This window comes from Azoarcus sp. KH32C, assembly GCF_000349945.1.
Classification (GTDB): Bacteria; Pseudomonadota; Gammaproteobacteria; order Burkholderiales; family Rhodocyclaceae; genus Aromatoleum.
In genome coordinates, this window is the sequence record NC_020516.1 from 2,221,267 (window position 1) to 2,241,934 (window position 20,668).

Annotated in this window: 19 protein-coding genes; 13 read left to right on the forward strand and 6 right to left on the reverse strand. The window is 64.4% G+C overall.

Annotation, left to right across the window (positions count from 1 at the left end; genetic code table 11):
- Positions 1 to 164 precede the first annotated feature (164 nt).
- From AZKH_RS09695 to AZKH_RS09715, 5 genes are all read left to right on the forward strand, one after another.
- Positions 165 to 986 (forward strand): SDR family NAD(P)-dependent oxidoreductase, encoded by an 822-nt coding sequence (locus AZKH_RS09695; RefSeq protein ID WP_197538761.1) that lies wholly within the window; start codon positions 165 to 167, stop codon positions 984 to 986.
- Positions 987 to 1,039: 53 nt separating this feature from the next.
- On the forward strand, positions 1,040 to 3,553 hold the full coding sequence (locus tag AZKH_RS09700; protein ID WP_015435589.1) for a pyruvate formate lyase family protein: 2,514 nt from the start codon (positions 1,040 to 1,042) through the stop codon (positions 3,551 to 3,553).
- Positions 3,554 to 3,606: 53 nt separating this feature from the next.
- Positions 3,607 to 4,596, forward strand: coding sequence for a YeiH family protein (locus AZKH_RS09705; RefSeq protein WP_041657152.1), 990 nt, complete (start codon positions 3,607 to 3,609; stop codon positions 4,594 to 4,596).
- Positions 4,597 to 4,674: 78 nt separating this feature from the next.
- The gene (locus AZKH_RS09710; protein ID WP_041656049.1) at positions 4,675 to 5,634 is read left to right on the forward strand and encodes a glycyl-radical enzyme activating protein; all 960 of its coding nucleotides are present in this window, start codon (positions 4,675 to 4,677) and stop codon (positions 5,632 to 5,634) included.
- A 40-nt stretch (positions 5,635 to 5,674) separates the two neighbouring features.
- Positions 5,675 to 6,067 carry a carboxymuconolactone decarboxylase family protein gene (locus AZKH_RS09715; RefSeq protein ID WP_015435592.1) on the forward strand — a complete coding sequence of 131 codons (393 nt, stop codon included), beginning with the start codon at positions 5,675 to 5,677 and terminating at the stop codon, positions 6,065 to 6,067.
- A 40-nt stretch (positions 6,068 to 6,107) separates the two neighbouring features.
- On the opposite strand, the gene AZKH_RS09720 is transcribed toward AZKH_RS09715, so the two are convergent.
- On the reverse strand, positions 6,108 to 7,094 hold the full coding sequence (locus AZKH_RS09720; RefSeq protein ID WP_015435593.1) for an AraC family transcriptional regulator: 987 nt from the start codon (positions 7,092 to 7,094) through the stop codon (positions 6,108 to 6,110).
- A 133-nt stretch (positions 7,095 to 7,227) separates the two neighbouring features.
- On the opposite strand from AZKH_RS09720, the gene AZKH_RS09725 reads away from it, so the two are divergent.
- Positions 7,228 to 8,076 carry a TauD/TfdA family dioxygenase gene (locus AZKH_RS09725; RefSeq protein ID WP_015435594.1) on the forward strand — a complete coding sequence of 283 codons (849 nt, stop codon included), beginning with the start codon at positions 7,228 to 7,230 and terminating at the stop codon, positions 8,074 to 8,076.
- Positions 8,077 to 8,084: 8 nt separating this feature from the next.
- The gene (locus AZKH_RS27520; RefSeq protein WP_015435595.1) at positions 8,085 to 9,488 is read left to right on the forward strand and encodes an alpha/beta fold hydrolase; all 1,404 of its coding nucleotides are present in this window, start codon (positions 8,085 to 8,087) and stop codon (positions 9,486 to 9,488) included.
- Between the two features lie 80 nt (positions 9,489 to 9,568).
- Here AZKH_RS27520 and AZKH_RS09735 read toward each other — a convergent pair whose 3' ends face one another.
- A complete protein-coding gene (locus tag AZKH_RS09735; RefSeq protein WP_015435596.1) occupies positions 9,569 to 10,624 on the reverse strand; it encodes an AraC family transcriptional regulator in 1,056 nt (351 codons plus the stop codon).
- Positions 10,621 to 11,613, reverse strand: coding sequence for an AraC family transcriptional regulator (locus tag AZKH_RS09740; RefSeq protein ID WP_172642462.1), 993 nt, complete (start codon positions 11,611 to 11,613; stop codon positions 10,621 to 10,623). Before AZKH_RS09740 ends, AZKH_RS09735 begins: the two co-directional genes overlap by 4 nt.
- Before the next feature lie 166 nt (positions 11,614 to 11,779).
- On the opposite strand from AZKH_RS09740, the gene AZKH_RS09745 reads away from it, so the two are divergent.
- The 3 genes from AZKH_RS09745 to AZKH_RS09755 all read left to right on the forward strand — a co-directional run bounded on the left by AZKH_RS09745 (position 11,780) and on the right by AZKH_RS09755 (position 15,284).
- Entirely contained in the window at positions 11,780 to 12,220 is a 441-nt protein-coding gene (locus AZKH_RS09745) for an aconitase X swivel domain-containing protein (RefSeq protein WP_015435598.1), read from the forward strand.
- A gap of 26 nt (positions 12,221 to 12,246) precedes the next feature.
- The gene (locus AZKH_RS09750; protein WP_015435599.1) at positions 12,247 to 13,587 is read left to right on the forward strand and encodes an aconitase X catalytic domain-containing protein; all 1,341 of its coding nucleotides are present in this window, start codon (positions 12,247 to 12,249) and stop codon (positions 13,585 to 13,587) included.
- 407 nt (positions 13,588 to 13,994) lie between these two features.
- Positions 13,995 to 15,284, forward strand: coding sequence for an MFS transporter (locus tag AZKH_RS09755; protein WP_015435600.1), 1,290 nt, complete (start codon positions 13,995 to 13,997; stop codon positions 15,282 to 15,284).
- A 39-nt stretch (positions 15,285 to 15,323) separates the two neighbouring features.
- Here AZKH_RS09755 and AZKH_RS09760 read toward each other — a convergent pair whose 3' ends face one another.
- Positions 15,324 to 15,881 (reverse strand): DUF2889 domain-containing protein, encoded by a 558-nt coding sequence (locus AZKH_RS09760; RefSeq protein ID WP_015435601.1) that lies wholly within the window; start codon positions 15,879 to 15,881, stop codon positions 15,324 to 15,326.
- Between the two features lie 306 nt (positions 15,882 to 16,187).
- Between AZKH_RS09760 and AZKH_RS09765 the strand changes: the two genes are divergently transcribed.
- From AZKH_RS09765 to AZKH_RS09775, 3 genes are read left to right on the forward strand one after another with little or no spacing between them, the layout of a single operon-like run.
- Positions 16,188 to 16,946, forward strand: coding sequence for an SDR family oxidoreductase (locus tag AZKH_RS09765; protein ID WP_041656051.1), 759 nt, complete (start codon positions 16,188 to 16,190; stop codon positions 16,944 to 16,946).
- A 41-nt stretch (positions 16,947 to 16,987) separates the two neighbouring features.
- Positions 16,988 to 17,965: a nitronate monooxygenase family protein gene (locus AZKH_RS09770; RefSeq protein WP_015435603.1), complete on the forward strand. Its 978-nt coding sequence runs from the start codon at positions 16,988 to 16,990 to the stop codon at positions 17,963 to 17,965.
- A 36-nt stretch (positions 17,966 to 18,001) separates the two neighbouring features.
- Positions 18,002 to 18,778, forward strand: a complete 777-nt coding sequence (locus tag AZKH_RS09775; RefSeq protein WP_015435604.1) for an enoyl-CoA hydratase — start codon at positions 18,002 to 18,004, stop codon at positions 18,776 to 18,778.
- A gap of 33 nt (positions 18,779 to 18,811) precedes the next feature.
- Here AZKH_RS09775 and AZKH_RS09780 read toward each other — a convergent pair whose 3' ends face one another.
- Both AZKH_RS09780 and AZKH_RS09785 read right to left on the reverse strand, forming a co-directional pair.
- Entirely contained in the window at positions 18,812 to 19,462 is a 651-nt protein-coding gene (locus tag AZKH_RS09780) for an MFS transporter (RefSeq protein WP_083903044.1), read from the reverse strand.
- 141 nt (positions 19,463 to 19,603) lie between these two features.
- On the reverse strand, positions 19,604 to 20,596 hold the full coding sequence (locus AZKH_RS09785; RefSeq protein WP_015435606.1) for a GlxA family transcriptional regulator: 993 nt from the start codon (positions 20,594 to 20,596) through the stop codon (positions 19,604 to 19,606).
- Positions 20,597 to 20,668 lie beyond the last annotated feature (72 nt).

A 20,668-nucleotide genomic window follows, 5' to 3' on the forward strand; every position in this document is an offset into this window, starting at 1 on the left:
TGGTGCGGTGGCTATCGGGACGGGCGATTCGACGTGCCCCCGGGAAATGCGCGAGTCCCGGAAAGATAAGTTTGCTGCCCGAGATGATAAATGCCGGGCGCGCGCCGGCGGTAAGGTTTGTTCTAGATCGAACAGGTGGAAACGTCATGCGTTTTGAGGGCAGGGTGGTTCTGGTTACGGGTGGGTCGGAAGGCTTGGGCAAGGGAATTGCCGAAGCCTTCCTGCGCGAGGGCGCGCGGGTGGCCATCAATGGTCGCAACCGCGAGAAACTCGCGCATGCCGTCGAGGATCTTCGTGGCCGGACCGGCGTTGGCCGGGATGCCGTGCTCGCCGCGGCCGCTGACATCGGCGACAGCGCCAGTGTGACGGCGATGTTCGCGCAGATCGTCGAGCGCTTCGGCACCCTCGACGTGCTGATCAACAATGCCGCCCTGACCCCGGTGGACGCCGAAGGCGCCAAGGCCAGGACGGAGTTCATGCAGCTGACGACGACGCCGATCCCCAAGCGTTCGCTCCAAGTCACCAGCCAGATGTCGGACGAGCGCTGGCTGAAGATGATCGACACCAACCTCAACGGGCTCTTCTACTGCACGCGCGCGGCGCTGCAGATCATGGAACCCAGGGGCTACGGCAAGATCGTCAATGTCGGTTCGACGGCCGGCATCAGCGGCCTTTCGGCCCACAGCCCGCACTACGCGGCCTCGAAGGGCGGCATGGTCGCCTTCACCAAATCGGTCGCCGTCGAAGTGGCGGGCGCCGGCATCAACGTCAATTGCATCGCCGCCGGCGGCGTTGCCACCGAGGCGTGGGACGCCCTTTTCGCCAAGGGTGGTGACGCGCTGCGCGCCCAGGTCATGCAGATGATTCCTGCGGGACGCCTGGGCACGATTGACGAATACGCGTCGCTGGCACTCTACCTTGCCAGCGACGAGGCGGCCTACCTGATGGGGCAGATCATCAGCCCCAACGGCGGCCTAATCACCTGACTCTCACAGTCACCGACGTCCTCGTTACACCGAACCTCAGGAGACCCGACGAAATGAACGCCCCGGAAAAACTCAACGCCTTCTCCGCCCAGGAAGCCGCCCTCATCGAAGGCAAGCGCGCCGTGCATGACAACGTCTCTGAGCGCGCCTTGCGCCTGTTCGAGCGCGTGCGCAGCTCGGGCCAACATCCGCGCATCTCGCTCGAGCGCGCGGTGTACTTCACCGAGTCGTTCAAGGAAACCGAAGGCCAGCCCATCGTGCTGCGCTGGGCCAAGGCCTTGCTGCACACCACCCGGAATCTCCCCATCACCATCTTCGAGGACGAGCTGATCGTCGGCCGCCCGAACAACTTCTTCGGCAAGCACGGCATCATCTATCCCGAGCTCGACGGCAGCATCATGATCGACGCGGTCGCCGCCTTCCGGCAGGCCCACGCCGAGGGCAAGAAGGACGCCGTGATCATCACCGACGAAGACGAGCGCGTTATCCGCGACGTGCTCGCCCCCTACTGGACCGGCCGCGACTTCACGCCCAACTTCATCAAGGCGCTGCCCGAAGAGGCGCGAAACTTCACCTTCGGCCCCGACAAGACCAACATCTTCCGCCAGACCATGGTGATCATGTGCACCTCGAACATGCGCTCCTCGCAGAACTGGGTGATCGACCACGGCAAGCTGCTCGAGCGCGGCCTCAAGGGCATTCGTGAAGAAGCCCGCGCGCGCCTGGCGGAACTGACCAGCCCGTTCGACCTGACCCAGAAGGCGCCTTTCCTCGAAGCCGTGATCATTACCTGCGACGCGCTTTCCACCTGGGCCAAGCGCTACAGCGAAAAGGCCGCCGAAATGGCCGCCAGCGAGAAGGATCCGCAGCGCAAGGCCGAGCTGCTCGAGATCGCCGACGTCTGTGCCTGGGTGCCGGAAAACCCCTGCCGGACCTTCCGCGATGCGATCCAGGCCCAATGGTTCTCGCAGTGCTTCTCGCGCCTCGAGGAAATGATCGGCGGCGACATCAACCAGGGCCGCATGGACCAGTACCTGTGGCCATACTACCGAGCCGACCTCGAAGCCGGCCGCCTGACCGAAGGGCAGGCCACCGAGCTGTTCCACTGCCTGTGGATCAATATGATGCAGTACCTGCAGCTCAATCTTTCGCCGGCTGCGGCGGCCGGGCGCGAGGGCTTTTCGCACCACGAGACGGTGACCATCGGCGGCCAGACGCGTGACGGCGAGGATGCCACCAACGAGCTCTCGTACGTCCTGCTCGAGTCGACGCGCGGCCTGCGCACCAGCTACCCGGAACTGTCGGCGCGGATCCACTCGAACACGCCGGATCGCTTCCTGCATGCGGTCGTGGAGGCCAACAAGGACGGCAAGGGCAGCCCGAAGATCATCAACGACGAACACGTCGTGCCCTTCTACCTGGCGCACGGCATCGACATGGCCGATGCGCTCGATTACGCGGTGTCCGGCTGCATGGAATCGCGCCTGCCCAACATCGAAACCCACAAGACCGGCAATTCCGCGGTGAATTACGGCTCGATCATCGAGATGACCCTGCGCGACGGCCGCGTCAAGATATGGGGCGATCACCAGTTCGGCCTCAGGACCGGCGACCCGCGTACCTGGACGAGCTTCGAGCAGGTTTGGGATGCCTTCAAGGCGCAGACCGAGAACGTGGTCAAGAACATCATGATCCAGGGCGACACCGCCCGCAAACTCAAGCCGCGCTACTTTGCCGCACCCTATGCGTCGATGATGCACGACCTAGCGAGCAAGGCCTGTATGGACCTGCAACGCCACGACGAAGTGATTCCGGGCACGCTCGACCTGACCTGCATCGACGGCGTCGGCGGTTTTGCGACGGCAATCGATTCGCTGGTGGCGATCAAGACCCTGATCTTCGACGAGAAGAAGCTGACCTGGGACGAACTGCTCGACGCCCTGGAATGCAACTGGGACGGCAAGGAGGCGATTCGCCAGATGTGCCTGAACGCACCGAAGTTCGGCAATGGCGACGAGTGGATCGACAAGCTGGGCAAGGAGATGTACCGCATCTCGCTCGACTACGTGCACAAGAACCCGAAGACCAATGGCACGCCGACGATCGTGCGCATTATCCCGATCACCTTCCACGTGCCCTCGGGCCGCGTCACGATGGCGACGCCGACCGGCCGTCCCGCCGGCGAATATCTCTCCGAAGGCATCTCGCCGACGCACGGCATGGACGTCAAGGGGCCGACCGTGACGATGAACTCGATGGCCAAGGCCACTGCAATCCCCTACAAGGAAAAAGGGCCGAACCTCGTCAACATGAAGTTCGCGCCGGCCAACATCGCCGGCGAAGCCGGCACGCGCCGCCTGATGCAGATCATCCGTACCTGGTGCAATCTGAAGCTCTGGCATGTGCAGTTCAATGTCATCAACCGCGACACGCTGCTGGCCGCGCAGAAGGACCCGGAGAAGTACCGTGACCTGGTGGTACGCATCGCCGGCTATTGCGCCTATTTCGTCGAGCTGACGCCGATGCAGCAGGCCGAGATCCTGGCGCGTACGGAGGAAGCAGCGTGAAGACGGCGAGCATTGCGGGTGCGATGGAACGTGCCTCGCACTTGGCGCCGAGCATGGGCGCGATGGAACGTGTCCGGCACCTGGCGCCGGGCATGATCGTAAGTGTGGTCGTGGCCTCCGCGGCGAGCTTTCTGTCGGAGCACTACCACGCGCCCGTGATGCTCTTCGCGCTCCTGCTGGGCATGGCGGTGAATTTCCTGTCCGACGAGGGCAAGTGCAGGCCGGGCATCGAGTTCACCGCGCGCGAAGTATTGCGGGTGGGGGTCGCGCTGCTGGGTCTGCGCATCACGTTCGGACAGATCGCTGCGCTGGGCTGGGGGCCTGTCGTGCTTGTCGTCGGCAGCGTCGTCATCACGATTCTTGTATCGATGGTGGCGGCACGGGTGCTGGGCTTCCCGAGCATCTTCGGCATGCTGACCGGCGGGGCGACAGCCATCTGCGGGGCCTCGGCTGCGCTCGCGCTGTCGGCGGCGCTGCCCAATGGCCCGCGCAAGGAGCAGGCGACGCTGTTTACCGTGATCGGGGTTTCGGCGCTGTCCACGATCGCGATGATCGTCTATCCCATGATCGTATCCGCGGCGCAGCTCGATCCGGTCCGGGCGGGCATGTTTCTCGGCGGAACGATTCACGATGTCGCGCAGGTCGTCGGCGCGGCGTACGGAATCTCGCCCCAGACGGGTGACATCGCCACGGTAGTCAAGCTGATGCGTGTCGCCATGCTGCTGCCGGTGATTCTGTGCGCCGCGCTGATCACGCGCTCGCGCGGCGCGGCCGACGGCGGTCAGCGACCACCGCTGCTGCCGTGGTTCGGGGTCGGGTTCATCATCCTTGCGGGCGTGGCCAGCACCGGCTGGATTCCGGAGGGAGGGCTCGCGTTCGGCAATGAAGCGTCGCGCTGGTGCCTCGTGATCGCGATCAGTGCCCTCGGCATGAAGACTCAGTTGAAGGCGGTCTTTGCCGTTGGTCTTCGGCCGGTTTTGCTGATGCTCGGCGAAACGGTCTTCCTTGCGGCGCTGATCTTGGTGGCCTTGCGTTATGTATAGGTGCCACGAGCCGGGACGACAAAGCCGGCCCGGTTCCTCTCTGCGCGTATGTGGACGTGATTGATTGCGGTAATCGAAATGAGCCGACCAAGCCTTCATGCCGATGACGAGCCCCGTGCGGTGGTCGTCAACATTCAGCATTTTTCGACCCATGACGGTCCGGGCATCCGCACGACGGTCTTCCTGAAGGGCTGTTCGCTACGCTGCAGCTGGTGCTGCAACCCGGAGTCGATCAAGCCGGCGCCCGAACTGGCGTTCAACCGGGGGCAGTGCATCGGGGCGGCGGCTTGTGGCCGTTGCCTGCCGGTTTGTCCTGCGCAGGCGCTCCATGTGGACAGTTCGGACGATCGAATCCGGGTGAACTGGGAACTCTGCAACGATTGCGGGGAGTGCGTGAAGGCCTGTCCGTCCAGGGCGCTCTACCGCTTCGGCAAGCTGATGAGCGTTGCGGAAGTCCTGGCGGAGGTCGAACGCGACGGCGCCTTCTACGGCGAGTCCGGCGGGGGCCTTACCCTTTCCGGCGGAGAATGCCTGCTGCAGCCCGATTTCAGTGCCGCCTTGCTCGAGTCGGCGCGCCGGCGGGGGCTCGACACGGCAATCGAGACTGCCGGCAACGTGCCATGGGCCTTCATGAAACAGGTGCTGCCCCACGTCGACACCATGCTGCACGACTACAAGCTGACCGACCGGGGTGAGCATCGCCGCTGGACCGGTGTCGACAACGCACGGATCCTCGAGAACTACCAGCGCGCATACCGGGAGTTTCCGGAGGTCCGCTTCATCGCGCGGATTCCGCTCATTCCGAATGTGAATGATGACGAAGCGCACATCGACGCCGTGCTCGACGCGATCGAAGGGCACCCCAACGTGGTCGAGCTGGAGCTGCTGCCGTACCACGGCTTCGGCGAGAGCAAATACCGATTCCTGGGGCTGGACGGCGGCGCCCAGGAATTCTCGCCGCCCACGCCTGAAAGGCTGGCTGCCCTTCGCCAGCGCATTGAGAAACGCATGAACCGAGAAAAGGGCGCGCGACATTGAAGTTCCGGCGCCTCACAAATCAATCCCCGAGGAGATCGGCATGAATCAAAGCTCTGAAACCCCCGTCATCGACCAACTCCGTGCGCGCGGCAATTGGAATCCCGCCTGGGATGTCCTCGCCGAGCTGGACGCTGAATATGTCGAAAAATTCATGGGGGTGGCAGGCCATTGTTTCCAGAAAAGCGGACTGGATCCGCTCACGATCGAATTCATTGCCATTGCCGTCGATGCGTCGTGCACCCACATGTACGCGCCCGGCGTGCGTAGGCACATCCGCAAGGCGCTGGAGCTCGGCGCCACCAAGGATCAAGTGATGGCCGTGCTGGAAATGGTGTCCGTACTGGGGATCCATTCCGTCGCCCTGGGTGCGCCGATTCTCGTCGAGGAAGCCGACAAGCTCGCCAAGGACGGTCCCACCCGCGGAACCTTTTGAAGCGGTTTGTGCTGGCGCCCACCGGGTGATCGTATGGGCATCAGCGTCGCCGCGACGTCGCCGAAGCGCCGAACCGGTGGCGGTGCCAGCGCGAGAATGCGCTGAGTTCGGAGAACCCCAGCAACGAAGCCACCTCCGACAAGGAGCGTGCCCCTTCTTCCAGGTAGGTGGCCAACAGCTCCGTGCGCATGGCGTCGACCAGGGCTTTGAAGGTGGTCCCTTCGGCTGCCAAGTGATTGGCAATGGTGCGCCGGTCGATACCAAGGTGCTGTGCGACGACCTCGACGCGGCAATGTCCGCGGGGTAGCAACAGGACGACAAGCCGCCTTACCCGATCGGACATGCGGGAGTTCGTGCCGTGATCCATCTCCAGGAGGCGCTTCGAGTAGCGCGCCATGACGGGATCTGCGCCCGGATTCGGCGCATCCAGGTCGCTGGCGTTGCAGACGATGTCGTTGAACTCCTGGCCGAAAGCCACCGCGCTGCCGAATACGCGGCGGTGCCATGCGGTGCTCGGTGGTGGGGGATGACGGAAGGTGACCAGGCGCGGATGCCATTTTTCACCCAAGAAGATTCGGAGTAGGCGGAAGGTCGTTCCCATCGCCAGCTCGACCGCCTGGCGCACCTGCGACGCCCCTTCGACGACGGTCTCCTCGCGGATGCAGACGAATTCGCCCGATTGCACCAGCGACAGGCTGAATGCCTCGTTGTGCAAGTGGATATGCCTGACAAGCGCTTCGAGGGCGTGTCGCAGGGTTGGCTGATCGCGCAACAACAATCCCAGCGGGCCAAGGTTGGACAGGCGGCGTGCCGCGGCCATCCGCAATCCGAAGGCGGGTTCGTGGGCGCGTGCGGCTGCGAGTTCAAGCAATGCGCCGGCCGAGGCCGCGGCCAAGGGCAAGTCGGGGTCGGTGAGGCAGCGCATTGGAAGCCCCACCTCGGCCACGAGGCCATGTGCATCCAGACCGCATTCCGTTGCGACCTGCTCGAAATTGGTCAGTGTGGCTGCGCGAAGTACGGCGGTCATAAGGTCTCGGAAGCGTTTCTCCAAATGTCAAACTTATTTCCCGGAATGTCAAGTTTACGGGCAGTGCAAAGCGGAGAATTCAGTTGTGAAAGCGCTGCATAGGCGGTGCTCAATCCATAAGGAGGAGTCAGTAATGAAAGTGATGCCATTGACCTGTGCGCTGGGGGCCGAGATCCAGGGCGTGAGTATTGCGGAGGCGTCGCGTGACGCGGGTTTGGCGGCGGAGATCAAGGCGCTCCTGCTCCAGCACAAGGTGCTGTTCTTCCGCGACCAGGTCATCACCGACGCCGAGCACGCAGGTTTTGCGCGCCAGTTTGGCCCGCTCGAGGATCACCCGCTGACGACTAGCGTCGATGGTGAGCCCGGCATCATCCACATCTGCAAGACGCCGGACAGCCCGCCCGAACGTTACGAGAACGCCTGGCACAACGACGCCACATGGCGCGAGTGCCCGCCGATGGCCTCGGTACTGCGTTGCGTCGAATGTCCGCCGGTCGGTGGCGACACGATGTGGGCCAACATGGAGCTGGCCTATGAGCGGCTTCCTCAGCACGTCAAGGATGACATCGCCGGTCTGCGCGCGCGGCACAGCATGGAGGCGAGCTTCATGGCAGCCAAGCCGGAAGCGGAACGGCTGGCGATGAAGGAACGCTTTCCCGACCCGGAGCATCCGGTGGTGCGCACCCATCCTGAAACGGGCAAGAAGGCCTTGTTCGTCAATGCCTTTACGACTCATTTCACCAATCACCACACCGCGCGTCGCGTACGCGTGGGGCAGGACCAAATTCCGGGTTCGAACAATCTGATGAACTACCTCGTCAGCCAGGCATTCATTCCCGAATATCAGGTTCGCTGGCGCTGGCGCGCCAACGACGTGGCGATGTGGGACAACCGCTGCGCGCAGCACTATGCCGTGATGGACTACCCGCCGTGCCACCGGAAGATGCACCGCGCCACCATCGTGGGCGATCGCCCGTTCTGAGGCCGGACATGGATCGCGTCGTGAACCTCCAACTCACGCACGACTTCGCCGACCTCGGCGACGTGCGCCTCCACTACGTCAGTGGCGGCAGTGGCCCGGCCATGGTGTTTCTGCATGGCTGGCCGCAGACCTGGTACATGTGGCGTGACGTGCTGCCGGGCATGATGCAGCGTTACCGTGTCGTGGCGGTGGACCTGCGTGGCCTGGGCGAGTCGTCGCGCCCTAGCGGCGGCTACGATACGAAGACGGTTGCGCAGGACGTCTGGCGCCTGATGCACGACATCCTCGGCGAAGACTCCTTCCATGTTGTCGGGCACGACTGGGGCGGGCCGGTCGCCTTCGCACTGGCGGCGCAACACCGGGACGCGGTGCGCGCGATGGCAATCTTCGATGCGCCGGTGCCCGGCGACGGTTCGCCGCTGACCGGCATTGCACGCTGGCATTTCGGCTTTCACGGCGAACCCGACCTGCCCGAGGCGATGGTGGCGGGGCGTGAAGACGTCTATCTGCGTCACATGTACCGCAAGGGGGGCGCACGCCCCGATGCGATCGCGGAAGAGGCGCAGCGCGAATACCTGCGAACCTACACGCAGCCCGGCGCCATGCGCGCCGGCTTCAACTACTACCGCGCAATGGCGCAGGACGCCAGGGACAACCGCGCGTTCCTGCAGCAAGGCAAGCTTCCGATGCCAATCCTCGTGTATGGCGGCGGGGCACCCAATGTCGGCCGCGGATACTTCGTGATGGATTCGTGGCAGCGCGTCGCGAGCGACGTTCGGGGTGGCGTGGCCGAGGGGTGTGGCCACTGGATCCCCGAGGAGCGGCCTGCGTGGGTCGTCGAGCGCCTGCTGGAATTCTTCGACGAAATCGACCAGTCGTCCGCGCTGCCTGCGAACGAAACCAAATCCACCTGTTTGACTACTGCCCCCCGAGGAGCCTCCATGTACTTCGAATCCGTCAATACCGCCCTGGTCGATGTCGAATCGCTACCCTGGGTGCCCTTTACCCCATATAGCGACAAGTATCACCTGAAGCTCATCAAGGTGGATCCTGTGCGCGGGGAATGGATCGCCCTCCTGAAGCTGCCGCCCCAATCCGAATTGCCCCTGCACCATCACTCGGGCACGGTCATGGTGTGGACCCTCGCCGGCCAGTGGAAGTACCTGGAGCATGACTGGGTGGCCGGACCGGGCAGCTTCGTGTTCGAGACCGCGGGCTCGCAGCATACGCCGGTCAGCGTGGGAGACGAAGAGGTGGTCGTCCTCAACATCATCCAGGGGGACTGGAATCTGATGTCGCCCGACGGCGCCGTGTTGGCGATCGAGAACTGGCGCAGCATGATGGATCGCTATCTCAACTACTGCCGCGCGAACGATATCGTGCCTGTCGACGTGTCGAGCTTCAGCGGGTGAGAAACCCGCCTGGCTAGGGGAGATGGCGGGGCGAACCCGAACGGCGCCGTGAGGCCGAATGTCCCGCCATCACCAGCCCGCTAGCAGCCGTCACGCTGGGCGCGCAAGGCGTCCGGCAAGGTCGGGCCAGGCGCACCGTGCGCGTTCGCCTTCGCCTGCCACTCGCTGGGCGGCATGCCGAAGCGGCCGGCGAACCAGCGCGTGAAGGCGCTCTGGTGGCGGTAGCCGAGCAGGGCTGCGGTCTGTCCGATCTCGAAGCGCGGGTTGCCCAGGTAAAGCTGCGCCCGCTCGCGGCGGGCCTCGTCCAGAAGTTGCGCGAATGAGGTACCGATCCGTCCGAGATCGAGCTGCAGCTTGCGCACGCTGCAGCCGCGCGACTCGGCGACCTGCTTGACGGTCGCCTGACCCAGCGGGAGCAACAGATAGATCGAGCGTCGGACTTCAGCGGCCAGCGGCTCGGTGGCCGCGCCGGCGACCGATTCGATGAAGTCGAACGCGTAGCGCGCCATCTGCGGATCGGCCGACGGGTTGGGGATGTCTAGATCCTTCCGCGGAAAACTCAACGCATTGAAGTCGGCGCGGAATTCGCAGGGGCAGCGGAAGACGCGGTGGTGCGCTTCGAGCGATTTCGGCGGTTCGTGGCGAAAATAGACCCGGCGGGGGTGCCAGTCCTTGCCCAGGATGGCGTGGAACAGCCTCAAGCTGGTGGCCATCGCCAGTTCGGTTGTCTGGCGCGAGGGCAGGGGGACTTCGGTCAGAACCTCCTCGCTCAGGATCGCCATGTCGCCCAGCTCTTCGAGGCGGAGTGCGATCGCGGCATTCATCAACGGCCGGTATTTGCGCGCCATCTGCAGGGCGTCGCGGAGGGTTGGCTGCTGGTTGAGCAGCAGGCCGACCACGCCGAACTGCGACAGACCGCGCGGCTCCGACATTCGCAAGCCCACGACTTCGCAGCCGCTTTGCTCGGCGGCGCTCTCCAGCAGGCGCACCACGGCGTCGCTCGGTATCAGGCGATCCGGCGTCGAGAGCATCTGCGGACTCAGGCCGACCGTGCGCAGGAGCTTCTCAGGGGAGAGCCCCAGTTGCCTGACCACGTCGACGTAGTTGGTCAGGACGGTCGCCCGCATCGTACTCATGAACACCTCTGGCTGGGTTGGGGCGACGGAAGCGGATGTCGCCGCAGCCAGTGCGACAGGCCGCTCGCCGAGTTCAGGCCAACCAGTTCGGCGATCTCGTGGTACTTGCGCTCCCCCCCCAGATACGCGGCGATCAGGGTCGCGCGCTTGTCCTCGACCAGTTGGCGGAAGCGACACTCTTCTTCCGCCAGCCGGCGGTGCAGGGTGCGCCGGGTGATGCCCAGATGGGCCGCGACGGTATCGGCGCGGCAATGCCCGGTGGGCAGCAGCGCGCTGATGACCTCGCCGACCTCGTCGCGCATCGAGCGGGCGCGGCCGCTGAGCAGCTGGTCGATGTGGGCCTGCAGGTAGCTCAGCAGCACCGGGTCGTGGGCGTCGAAGCTGACGTCCAGATCGCTGCGTGCGAGCACGAGGCCGTCGAAATCGGCGCCGAATTCGGGGACCCGGCGAAAGAGTTCGCGATGGATGGTGGGCCCGCTTGGCGGGAGGTGGCGGAACATCACGGCGCGCGGCCGCCAGCCCGTTTCCATGACCGCCTGGATGTAGCGGCACAGGCCGCCGAAAACGAGTTCGGTGACCTGCCGAGAGACGGCGCGGCCCGACAGGTCGAGCTCACCGCGCAGGATTGCGACCTCGCCGGCTTCCTCGACGACGAGGGACAAGGGGCCGATGTTCAGCGACTGGTAGCGGCAGATGACGGCGAGCATCTTGCGCAGCGTGGGCTGCATGCTGGCGAGCAGAGCGATCGGACCCATGTTGGACATCCGCCGCTTGTCGGCAAGGCGCAAGCCGAAATCCTCGGCGCCCGTTCGCTCCGCTGCCAGGTCGAGCAGCGTCGCGATGCTGCTGGCGGCGACCAGCAGATCGGGCTCCGACAGAGCCTGCTCCGGCAGTCTCGCTTCGCGGGCCAGCGCGAGCGGATCCAGCGCGTAGGCGCTCACCAGAGCGGTGAAGCCGGAAAGTCCGGCGCTTCGGGTCAACTGCGTCATCGCGACCGCTGTCTCCATATATCAATCGTCTGTCTCAATATTACATCTTAAGATCTCCGTTTACCGCTTAAATCAATCCTGTGGCGGACCTGGCGCTTCGACCTGCCGCCCCGATCGGGTGATGGAGAGCCCGTCGATTGAACACACACCAAAAGGAGATCTGGTGATGGATCAGCAACAGCACGTATTCAAGGGAATTGCACGTTCCAAAGGGCGGGCCGCGGGCGAAGCCCTGGTCTGCGACATCAACCTGAGCTGGGCACCGTGTTCGGTTCTCAACGATGGGACGATCCGCGCGTTCGGCAACAAGCTCAACGGTCAGAGCGTCAAGGACAAGATCATCGTCTACCCGACCGTGACCGGCTCGACGTCCGGATCCTTCGGTCTGTTGTTCAAGGTCAAGGAAGCCCACACCGGGCCGCAGGCGCTGATCTGCCGGGAGGTGCATTTCATCGACATCGCCGGCGCCATCGCGAGCGACATTCCCGCGATCGACAGCCTCGACGCGGACCCCCTCCAGGTCATTCAAAGCGGCGACTGGGTCGAGATCGTCGCCGACGAAGTCGGTAAGGAAGCCACCGTCACCGTCACGCGCAAGGCCGCCTGACCCGCCCACCAGTTGAGGAGACCATCATGAAATTGACTACGTATGAACAGGAAATGCTCGACGGCAAGCACGGCGAGGGCAAGAAATTTGCCATGGAGAAGCTGGTGGATTTTGGCCGTGCCGTCGGGGCCGAAGAAATGGTGCCGCTGACCTTCGTGCATTACATCGGCTGCGTCAAGGACTTGCCGCGCGACACCCCGGAATACCAGCAGTTCGAATGGGGCCAGGGCCTCCAACTCGAGCCCTTGTTCAAGATGGGCGCAAAGGTGACGGAAGACCCGCATGTCACCTGCTCGACCGACCCCTTCCTGCACCAGCTCGATGCCTACGAGAAGACCGGCACCCCCTGGAACAACAAGTTCTACAAGCTGCCCAAGATCGTGCACGAAGCATCGGTGCGCGGCTACGAGGCCATGAAGGAAGCGGGCTGGGTGCCGACGCATTCCTGTACGCCGCAATTCAACACGGTGATGCCGAAGAACGGCGAATATGCCGCCTCGTGCGAATCGAGCTGCGCCACCTATCTCAACACCATCATGGGTGTGAAGACCAATCGCGAAAACGCGGTCACTGGCATGTACGCGGCCTATACCGGCTGTCTGCCCAAGTACGGCATGCTGATCGAGGAGAATCGCCGTCCGAAGATCATTTTCGACCTGGATGACGAGATCAAGGAAAACATCGTCGATGATTCCGCCGACTGGGCGGCCCTGGGCGGTGCCATCGCGATGAAAGTCAATTTCCGCGGCATCCCCGCCGTGACCAACATGCCCGAACGGCTCACCACGTCGGCGGCCAAGGCGCTGACGGCCTGCGCCTCGCCGGGCATGAACGACCCGATGCTGCACCTGATCGGCATCACGCCGGGATCCTCGACGCTGGAAGAGGCCTTCGGTGGCGCGGTGCCGGCCGATGTCGAACGCATCCGCCTCACCCTGGACGACGTTCGCCAGTGTTACGAGCACTTGCGCACCGCGAAGACCGACAAGGTCGACATCGTGCACATGGGCTGCCCGCACCTGACCTACGAGGAAATCCGCCAGATCGCTCGCGCCATCAAGGGCAAGAAGGTGCATCCGGAAGTCATGATGTGGGTGCAGACCGACACGCCGTCGTACAACATGGCCCGGCATTACGGCGAGGCGGCCATCATCGAGGAGGCGGGCGGCAAGATCTATCACCAGACCTGCGCCGGCATGAACATGCTGAGCGTCGATTGGGGCAGCGGCTTCAACGTCGCCACCAACAGCTTCAAGCAGGTCAAGATCTTCGGCGGCCTCGGCCACAGCATGATCTTCGCCAGCCTGCCGGAACTGATCAACGCCGCGATCACCGGACGCTACCAATCGATGCGCTGGGCGCAATAAATCCGGGTCGGGCGCGACAAGGCGGGCCCCGCACGTTCGCGTGCGGCCCGCCGGATCCGCCTTTCGCTGGGCACGCTGCCGAAGCGGTCGTACTACCAGCGGGAGAATGAACTCTGGTGGCGGTAGCCGAGAAGGGCGGCAACCTGATGTCTGACCAGGGCAGCGCCTGCGTCACTTCGGTAACCGGCGCCGGGGCCTTTCCTCGCGCCGGGTCGTGACCTCGCAGCCACTCTGCCCCCCCGTACCGGGTGGGGGGAGGGGACTCGCTCCTCCTGATAATGCGTTTAGCGATGTCGGCGCCGGCCAGTCCGCCCGAGCGCTACGAGAACAGTCGGAAATAACGACGCCACCAGGTTCAAGGGAACCTGCTGGACATCGCGGCGCGACGACCGCTGGAGGAGAATTCGATGCGCAACTGGAAGCAATACCCATCCCTGGTGTTGGCGGGCCTGCTGGTCCTCCATGTGCTAGCCCATATCGATCGCAACATGCTGCTCGGGTTCTCGCCCCAGATCATCGGGGACCTCAGTCTGTCGAATACGCAATATGGATTCCTCACCGGGGCGGTGTGGGTGCTGAGCTTCGGCTTCATGGCAATCTTTCTCGGCGCATTGGCCGACCGCTTCAGCCGCACCCGGGTGATCGCTTTCGGCGTGCTGGTCTGGAGCATTTGCACTGCCGCCTCCGGCTTTGCCCGTTCGTTCGAGCACATGGCGCTGGCTCGTTTCTTCGTCGCCACCGGCGAGGCGGCCCTGGTGCCGGCGGCCGTTTCATTGCTTGCCGACGTGTTTCCGCCGGCCCGGCGCGGCGCTGCGACCGGCATCTTCTTCATCGGCATCCCAGTGGGGATGGGCCTGAGCTTCGTCATTGCGGGCTGGCTGGCCGGCAGCCAAGGCTGGCGGGGCACCTTCGAGCTGCTGGGCGTCATCGGCGCGACGCTGACTGTCCCGCTGCTGTTGCTGCCCGATCGCAGCGGCGGAGCCGCCCACTCGGGCGACGATGGACGGCGCGGCGCGCCCTTCGTCCAGCAGTTGCGCGACCTTTGGGCGGTGTTACGCGCCACCCCGGTATTGCGGCAAACCATCGTCGGCTTCATCCTCGTGCACTTCGTGTTCGCGGGGCTCTCCTTCCTGCAACTGTGGCTGGTTCAGGAACGCGGCTTCGCCGCTGCCGAAATCGCGCGCAAGATTGGGCTGCTGCAGATCCTGTTCGGTACGCTGGGTGCCGTGGTGGGCGGAGTGGCGGGCGACCGGCTGGCCAAGCGCTTCGCCGGTGGCCACGCGACCGTGCTGACGCTCCTGGTGCTTGTCTGCGTGCCGCTGATGCTCGCCGCCCTGTTCGTTCAGGCCGGTTCGCCGGTGTTTTTCATCGGCCTCTGCGCCGGCTTCTTCCTGCCGCTGGCGTGCTACGGTCCCGCGTTGGCGCTGATCCAGGCCTTCTCGCCCAGTCATATGCGGGCCACCGCCGCCGGGCTCACGATGCTGAGTATCAACATCTTTGCCATTGCCATCGGCAATCTGGGGGCGGGGGCGGTGAGCGACCATCTGCGCGCCAGCGGTGCTGGCGCGCCGCTGACCACGGTGCTGCTTGCCCTGAATATCCTGATCGGCGCGTCGCTGTGGTTCTTCTGGCAGGTGTCGCGCTGCGGAGATGCGCGCCTGCGAGCCGAGCGCGACAATTTGGTGGTCGCGCACTGAGGGCATGCTGGCCAAGGCACCCGGCGGCGGCAGCCGGGGTCAGGCCGATGGGTCGTCCTCCGCCAGATCGGCGTAGTGCGCCTGGACGGTCGGGCCTTCGCCGCGCCAGACGTGACAGGAATCGACCAGCGAGCGGGCGAAGCGCCGCATCTCCGGGCGCTGCCAGTCCTGTGTGGAGCGCCCTTCCAGCAGGTGGCCGGTGATGGTCTGGTAGGCCGTGGTGGCGAGCGGGCCGATCAACTCGGTGAGGTGGGTGCAGCCGGCCGGTCCCGAGAACAGTTCGCGGACCCGCGCGCCGAAGCCACGGCCGATGCGCAGCCCGACGAGGCGCTGGTAAACGGGCGCAATTTCGGAGCAGGGCGTCACCGGTGCATGGATGGTTGTGGCGGCCGCCGCGCGGATCACGAAGTTCCGGTCCACCCGCAGCGTCAGCATCATTTCGTGCCAGGGTTCGCCGGCCGGCAGCCGGCGGCCGTCGATCATCGTCGCGTCGGCCGTCTTGCGGTCGATGAGCCGCGCTTCAATCTCGTACTCGCCGTCTTCGCATAGGTAGCCGCGGCACTCGACGCTGCGCGCATGGAGAAGCTGGCGGCTCATCGGCGAAGTTCCGGTCGCTTGTGATCAATCATCGAAATGGCCACCCGATATCAGTGGCTCCAATTCTAGGAAGGGAAAGGCCGCGCTCCGCCCCCCATGGCTGGGGGGGGAGGAAGTTCTGAATCACCCTATGCTTCAACCGTCCGGTCCCGGTGATGAACAGGTATAGGAGTCCCGAAGTGCACGATCTTCTGAAGGCGGGGTGTCTCGCCAACTGCCGCTTGGTTGCAGTAACCGGGTTCATAGGCCTGTCGCCGGGCAGCACTGCGGCATGCCAGTACCCGGCGGGCGCGAGGGTTTCCTGACATGGAAGGCGCACTCCGGTCGAGGGTGGTCATTACCGGCGCTTCAAGCGGTATCGGTCGTGCCTTGGCGCTCGAAATGGCTCGCCGCGGCCATGCACTGGGCCTGACCGCCCGTCGTTTGCCACTGCTCGAAGCGCTGCGCGCCGAGATCCGCGAAACGTGCGGCGAGGCCGTGCGGGTCGAACTGGCCCCCCTGGATGTCTGCGAGTGCGCCGGTGTCCGGTCGAGCTTGCACGAGTTGTTCGCCCGCTTGGGCGGAGTCGATACGGTGGTCGTGAACGCCGGCATCAACGACTTCACCCACGTCGGTGGTGCCGACTTGGAAAAGGAACTCAGGCTGATCCAGACCAACGTCGCGGGCGCCATCGCCACCATCGCCGCCGCCGCCGAACATTTCCTGGTACGCGGTCGCGGTCACATCGTCGGCATCTCCTCGCTGGCCTCCCTGCAGCCGGTCGCGACGCAGGCGGCCTATTGCGCCAGCAAGGCCGCGCTGTCGATGTACCTGAAATCGGCCCGCCTGGAGCTTCGGCCCAAGGGCATTGCGGTTACGGACATCCTGCCCGGATACATCGCGACCGACATCATCGAAGGGGTGGATATCGGCCAGATGCCGTTCGCGATTTCCGCCGAGCAGGCGGCACGCAAAATGGCCGTCATCATCGAACGACGCCAGAAGTCCGGTGTGGTGCCGGCATTCCCATGGAAGCTCATGCTGCCGCTCATGGGACATCTCCCCGAGCGCTTCACGCGGCCCTGAGACCAGCAACACCTGACAATCGTACTGACGAGGCAAGACCCATGAGAACGCGTATCACGGAACTGTTTGGAATCCAGCACCCGATCATCCAGGGAGGCATGCATTACGTCGGTCTTGCCGAACTGGCCGCCGCCGTGTCCAACGCGGGGGGCCTTGGGATCATCACCGGCCTGACCCAGCGCACCCCGGAATTGCTGGCCAAGGAGATCCGCCGCTGCCGGGAGATGACCGACAAACCCTTCGGCGTGAACCTCACCTTTTTGCCGACCGTTACCTCGCCGGACTATCCCGGCTACATTCGGGCCATCATCGAGGGCGGCGTCAAGGTGGTCGAAACGGCGGGCAACAACCCGCAGAAATGGCTGCCGGAGCTGCACGACGCCGGGATCAAGGTAATTCACAAGTGCACGTCCGTGCGACACGCGCTCAAGGCGCAGGCGATCGGCTGCGACGCGGTCAGCGTGGACGGCTTCGAGTGCGGCGGTCATCCGGGCGAAGACGACGTACCGAATTTCATTCTGCTCCCGCGAGCCGCTGACGAACTGGAGATTCCCATTGCCGCATCGGGAGGCATGGCCGACGGCCGATCGCTGGTCGCTGCGCTGGCGCTGGGAGCGGATGGCATGAACATGGGCACGCGATTCATCGCGACGCGTGAGGCCCCCGTCCATGAGAACGTCAAGCAGGCGATCGTCGCGGCCAGCGAGCTCGACACGCGCCTGGTCATGCGGCCGCTGCGAAACACGGAGCGCGTTCTCACCAATCCGGCGGTTGAGCGCCTGCTCGATAAGGAGCGCAGGATCGGCCAGGCGATCAAGTTCGAAGACATCGCCGAAGAAGTGGTCGGCGTCTACCCGCGCGTCATGCAGGACGGGGAAATGAACGCCGGCGCCTGGTCATGCGGGATGGTGGCCGGCCTGATCAAGGACATACCCACGGTCAGGGAGCTGATCGATCGCATCATGGCCGAGGCGGAACGCATCATCGGCAAGCGGCTGGCAGGGTTTGCAAGGTTGTGAAGCATTTGATTCGGTTTCTGTGATGAGGTCCATACTTTGAATTCATTTATCCGTACCGCATGTGCCGGGGGCGTATTCCAGATCGAGATCGATCGCCCGGACAAGAAGAATGCGCTCACCTCCGACATGTACGCGACGATGGCGGACGCGCTGGCGAGAGCCGATGCCGATCCGGCGGCGCGGGTCGTCCTGATCTCCGGGGCCGGCGGCAACTTCACCGCCGGCAACGATCTGAACGATTTCCTGGCTGAGCCGCCCAGTAGCGAAGATGCGCCGGTGTTCCGCTTTCTCGACGCGCTGGCGAATCTGCAGAAGCCTTTCGTGGCCGCCGTCGAGGGAGTCGCGGTCGGGGTCGGCACGACCCTGCTGCTCCACTGCGATCTCGTCTATGCCGGCGCCTCCGCGCGCTTCGTCTTGCCCTTCGCCAAGCTCGGCTTGACGCCCGAGGCCGCCTCGAGCCTGCTGCTGCCGCTGCGCGCCGGTCACGCGCGGGCGGCCGAGTTGCTGATGTTCGGCGAGCCCTTTTCGGCGCAGCTCGCGCTCGAACTCGGCATCGTCAATGCCGTCCTATCCGACGGACAGGTCATCGAGCACGCGCTCGAACGTTGCCGCAAGCTGACCGAACAGCCGGCCGCATCGCTGCGCCTGACCAAGCAGTTGCTGAAGCGGGCTCGGCAGACCCTGGTGCGCGAAACGATGAGCCACGAGTCCGAGACGTTCAGGCAGCGCCTACAGTCGCCCGAGGCAAAGGAGGCTTTCGCCGCCTTCCTCGAAAAGCGGAAGCCCGATTTTTCGCGCTTTGACGGCCTCTAGGACCTGCTCCATCCGCCGTGCCGGGCTGGCGCCTCAGCCCGGCACGGCGACCATCCTGCGTGCCACGCGTCCCTGCCAGAGCAGCAACACGAATCCCACCGATACCATACCGGCGTGCGCGACCGCGAGGCCCAGGAGCGAATGCAGGGACTCGGGCAGCGCGCGGGCAAAGGCCAGCAGCATGAGCGCCGCCAGGGCGCCGGTGCACACAAACACCGTGCGCCAGCCATACCATGCCGCCACCCAGGCCCCCAGCAAGGGCGTCAGCATCGGGAACAGGGACTGGATGAGGGAGACGTGCCCGATCATTTTTTGGGCCTGCAGGCCGGAAACCAGGTCACGGATGATGGTCCGGCTCAGGATCATGCCGACGCACGCAGCGGCACCTTGGATGGCGCGCAGGACCCAGAGCTGCTCGATGCGCTCGCTCAGTACGCAGCCTGCGGAGGTCAGCACCAGCAGCAGCGAACCGAGCAGGAGCGGGCGCCGACCATAGGCGTCGGCGAGGGCTCCGACGCATAAGGACATGCCTGCAGTCGCCAGGAAAAACAAGGAAACGAGTTGCTGGACATCGTGCTCGCTCGCCCCCTGTTCGGGCCGACGATCTATACGGTGAGGTAGTCGGATTCGTCCGAGGCGAGATGGACGGCGAGGGCAGTGGCGTCGCCCTGACAGGATAGGCAAACCGCCAAGATGCCGCTTATCATTTGGTTACGCGCCAATAATCATTTGGTTACTCGTTCGCGTTTTCTGCCAGTCATGAACGGCGTCATGCACGCGCTGCAACGAGCGCTTGGCGGGGCGACGCCGGAAACTGAGCTGCCGCTACTCCAACTCAACCAGTTGAAAACGTTCCCGGTAGGCGCGGGGTGTGCAACCCACGCGTTCGCGAAACAGACGAATAAACGAACTGATGTCGCCGTAGCCGACATAAGCCGCAATCTGCTCGATGCTCAAGTCCCCGGCTTCGAGCAGTGCCCGCGCCGTGTCGAGGCGAAGATGCTGAAGGTAGGTCAGCGGCGATTGACCGAGCGCCGCGTTAAAGCGCCGAATCAGCGTGCGTTCGCTGACCGCAAGTTCCCCCGCCAAACTCGCGATGCGTACCGGTTCCGCCATCTTCTCCTGGAGCCATTGCTGCGCCCGGTGAACAAGCGGATCGTTGTGATCCCTTTCGGTCATCAGCGGCAGGAGCAGGGTGCGGGTGGTCTGCGTCATGTCGATCAGCATGCTGCGGGCGCATTGCATCGCGACGGACTTGCCGACAAAGCGACTGATCACGCGAACCGACTGCAATGCGAAGGTGGCGTGTGCGCCGCCGCAGATCATCCGGTCGGCTTCGGTCACGACGGATCTCATCTCCAGATTGACATCGGGAAAGCGCGAGCGAAAGTGCGATTCCAGCCACCAGGTGGTCGTCGCGGTCCGGTCGTGGAGCAGCCCGGTGTCGGCCAGGATGAAGGTGCCCGTGCAATTCGCCACGAGCCAGGCCCCGCGCTCCCATTGCTTGATCAGCCATGCGTGCACAGCGGTCTGGCGGTCGAGAAATGCCTGGAAGTGCTCCCAGCCGCGGTAATGCAGGCTGGGAATGAAGACGATGTCGTAGGCGACATTCGGCGGAAGCGGCTGCGTTGCCAGGTCCAGCCCGTTGCTCGCACGGACCGCCCCGCCGCCGTCCGAAACGAAATCCCAGGTGAATTGGTTCGCCTTACCCCAGTCCTGCCGTCGGAGGTGCGCATTGGCGACCTGCAACATGTCGGCAAAGCCCCCGAGCACCGAGGAGTACGAATCGTCGAACCCGAGAATTGCGGCCTTCGGCATGAACGCACGTCGGTTGGCGGAATTCGCATATTACGCGTCATTTCCGCCTCTTACGCAAGTGCGCGCGAATGC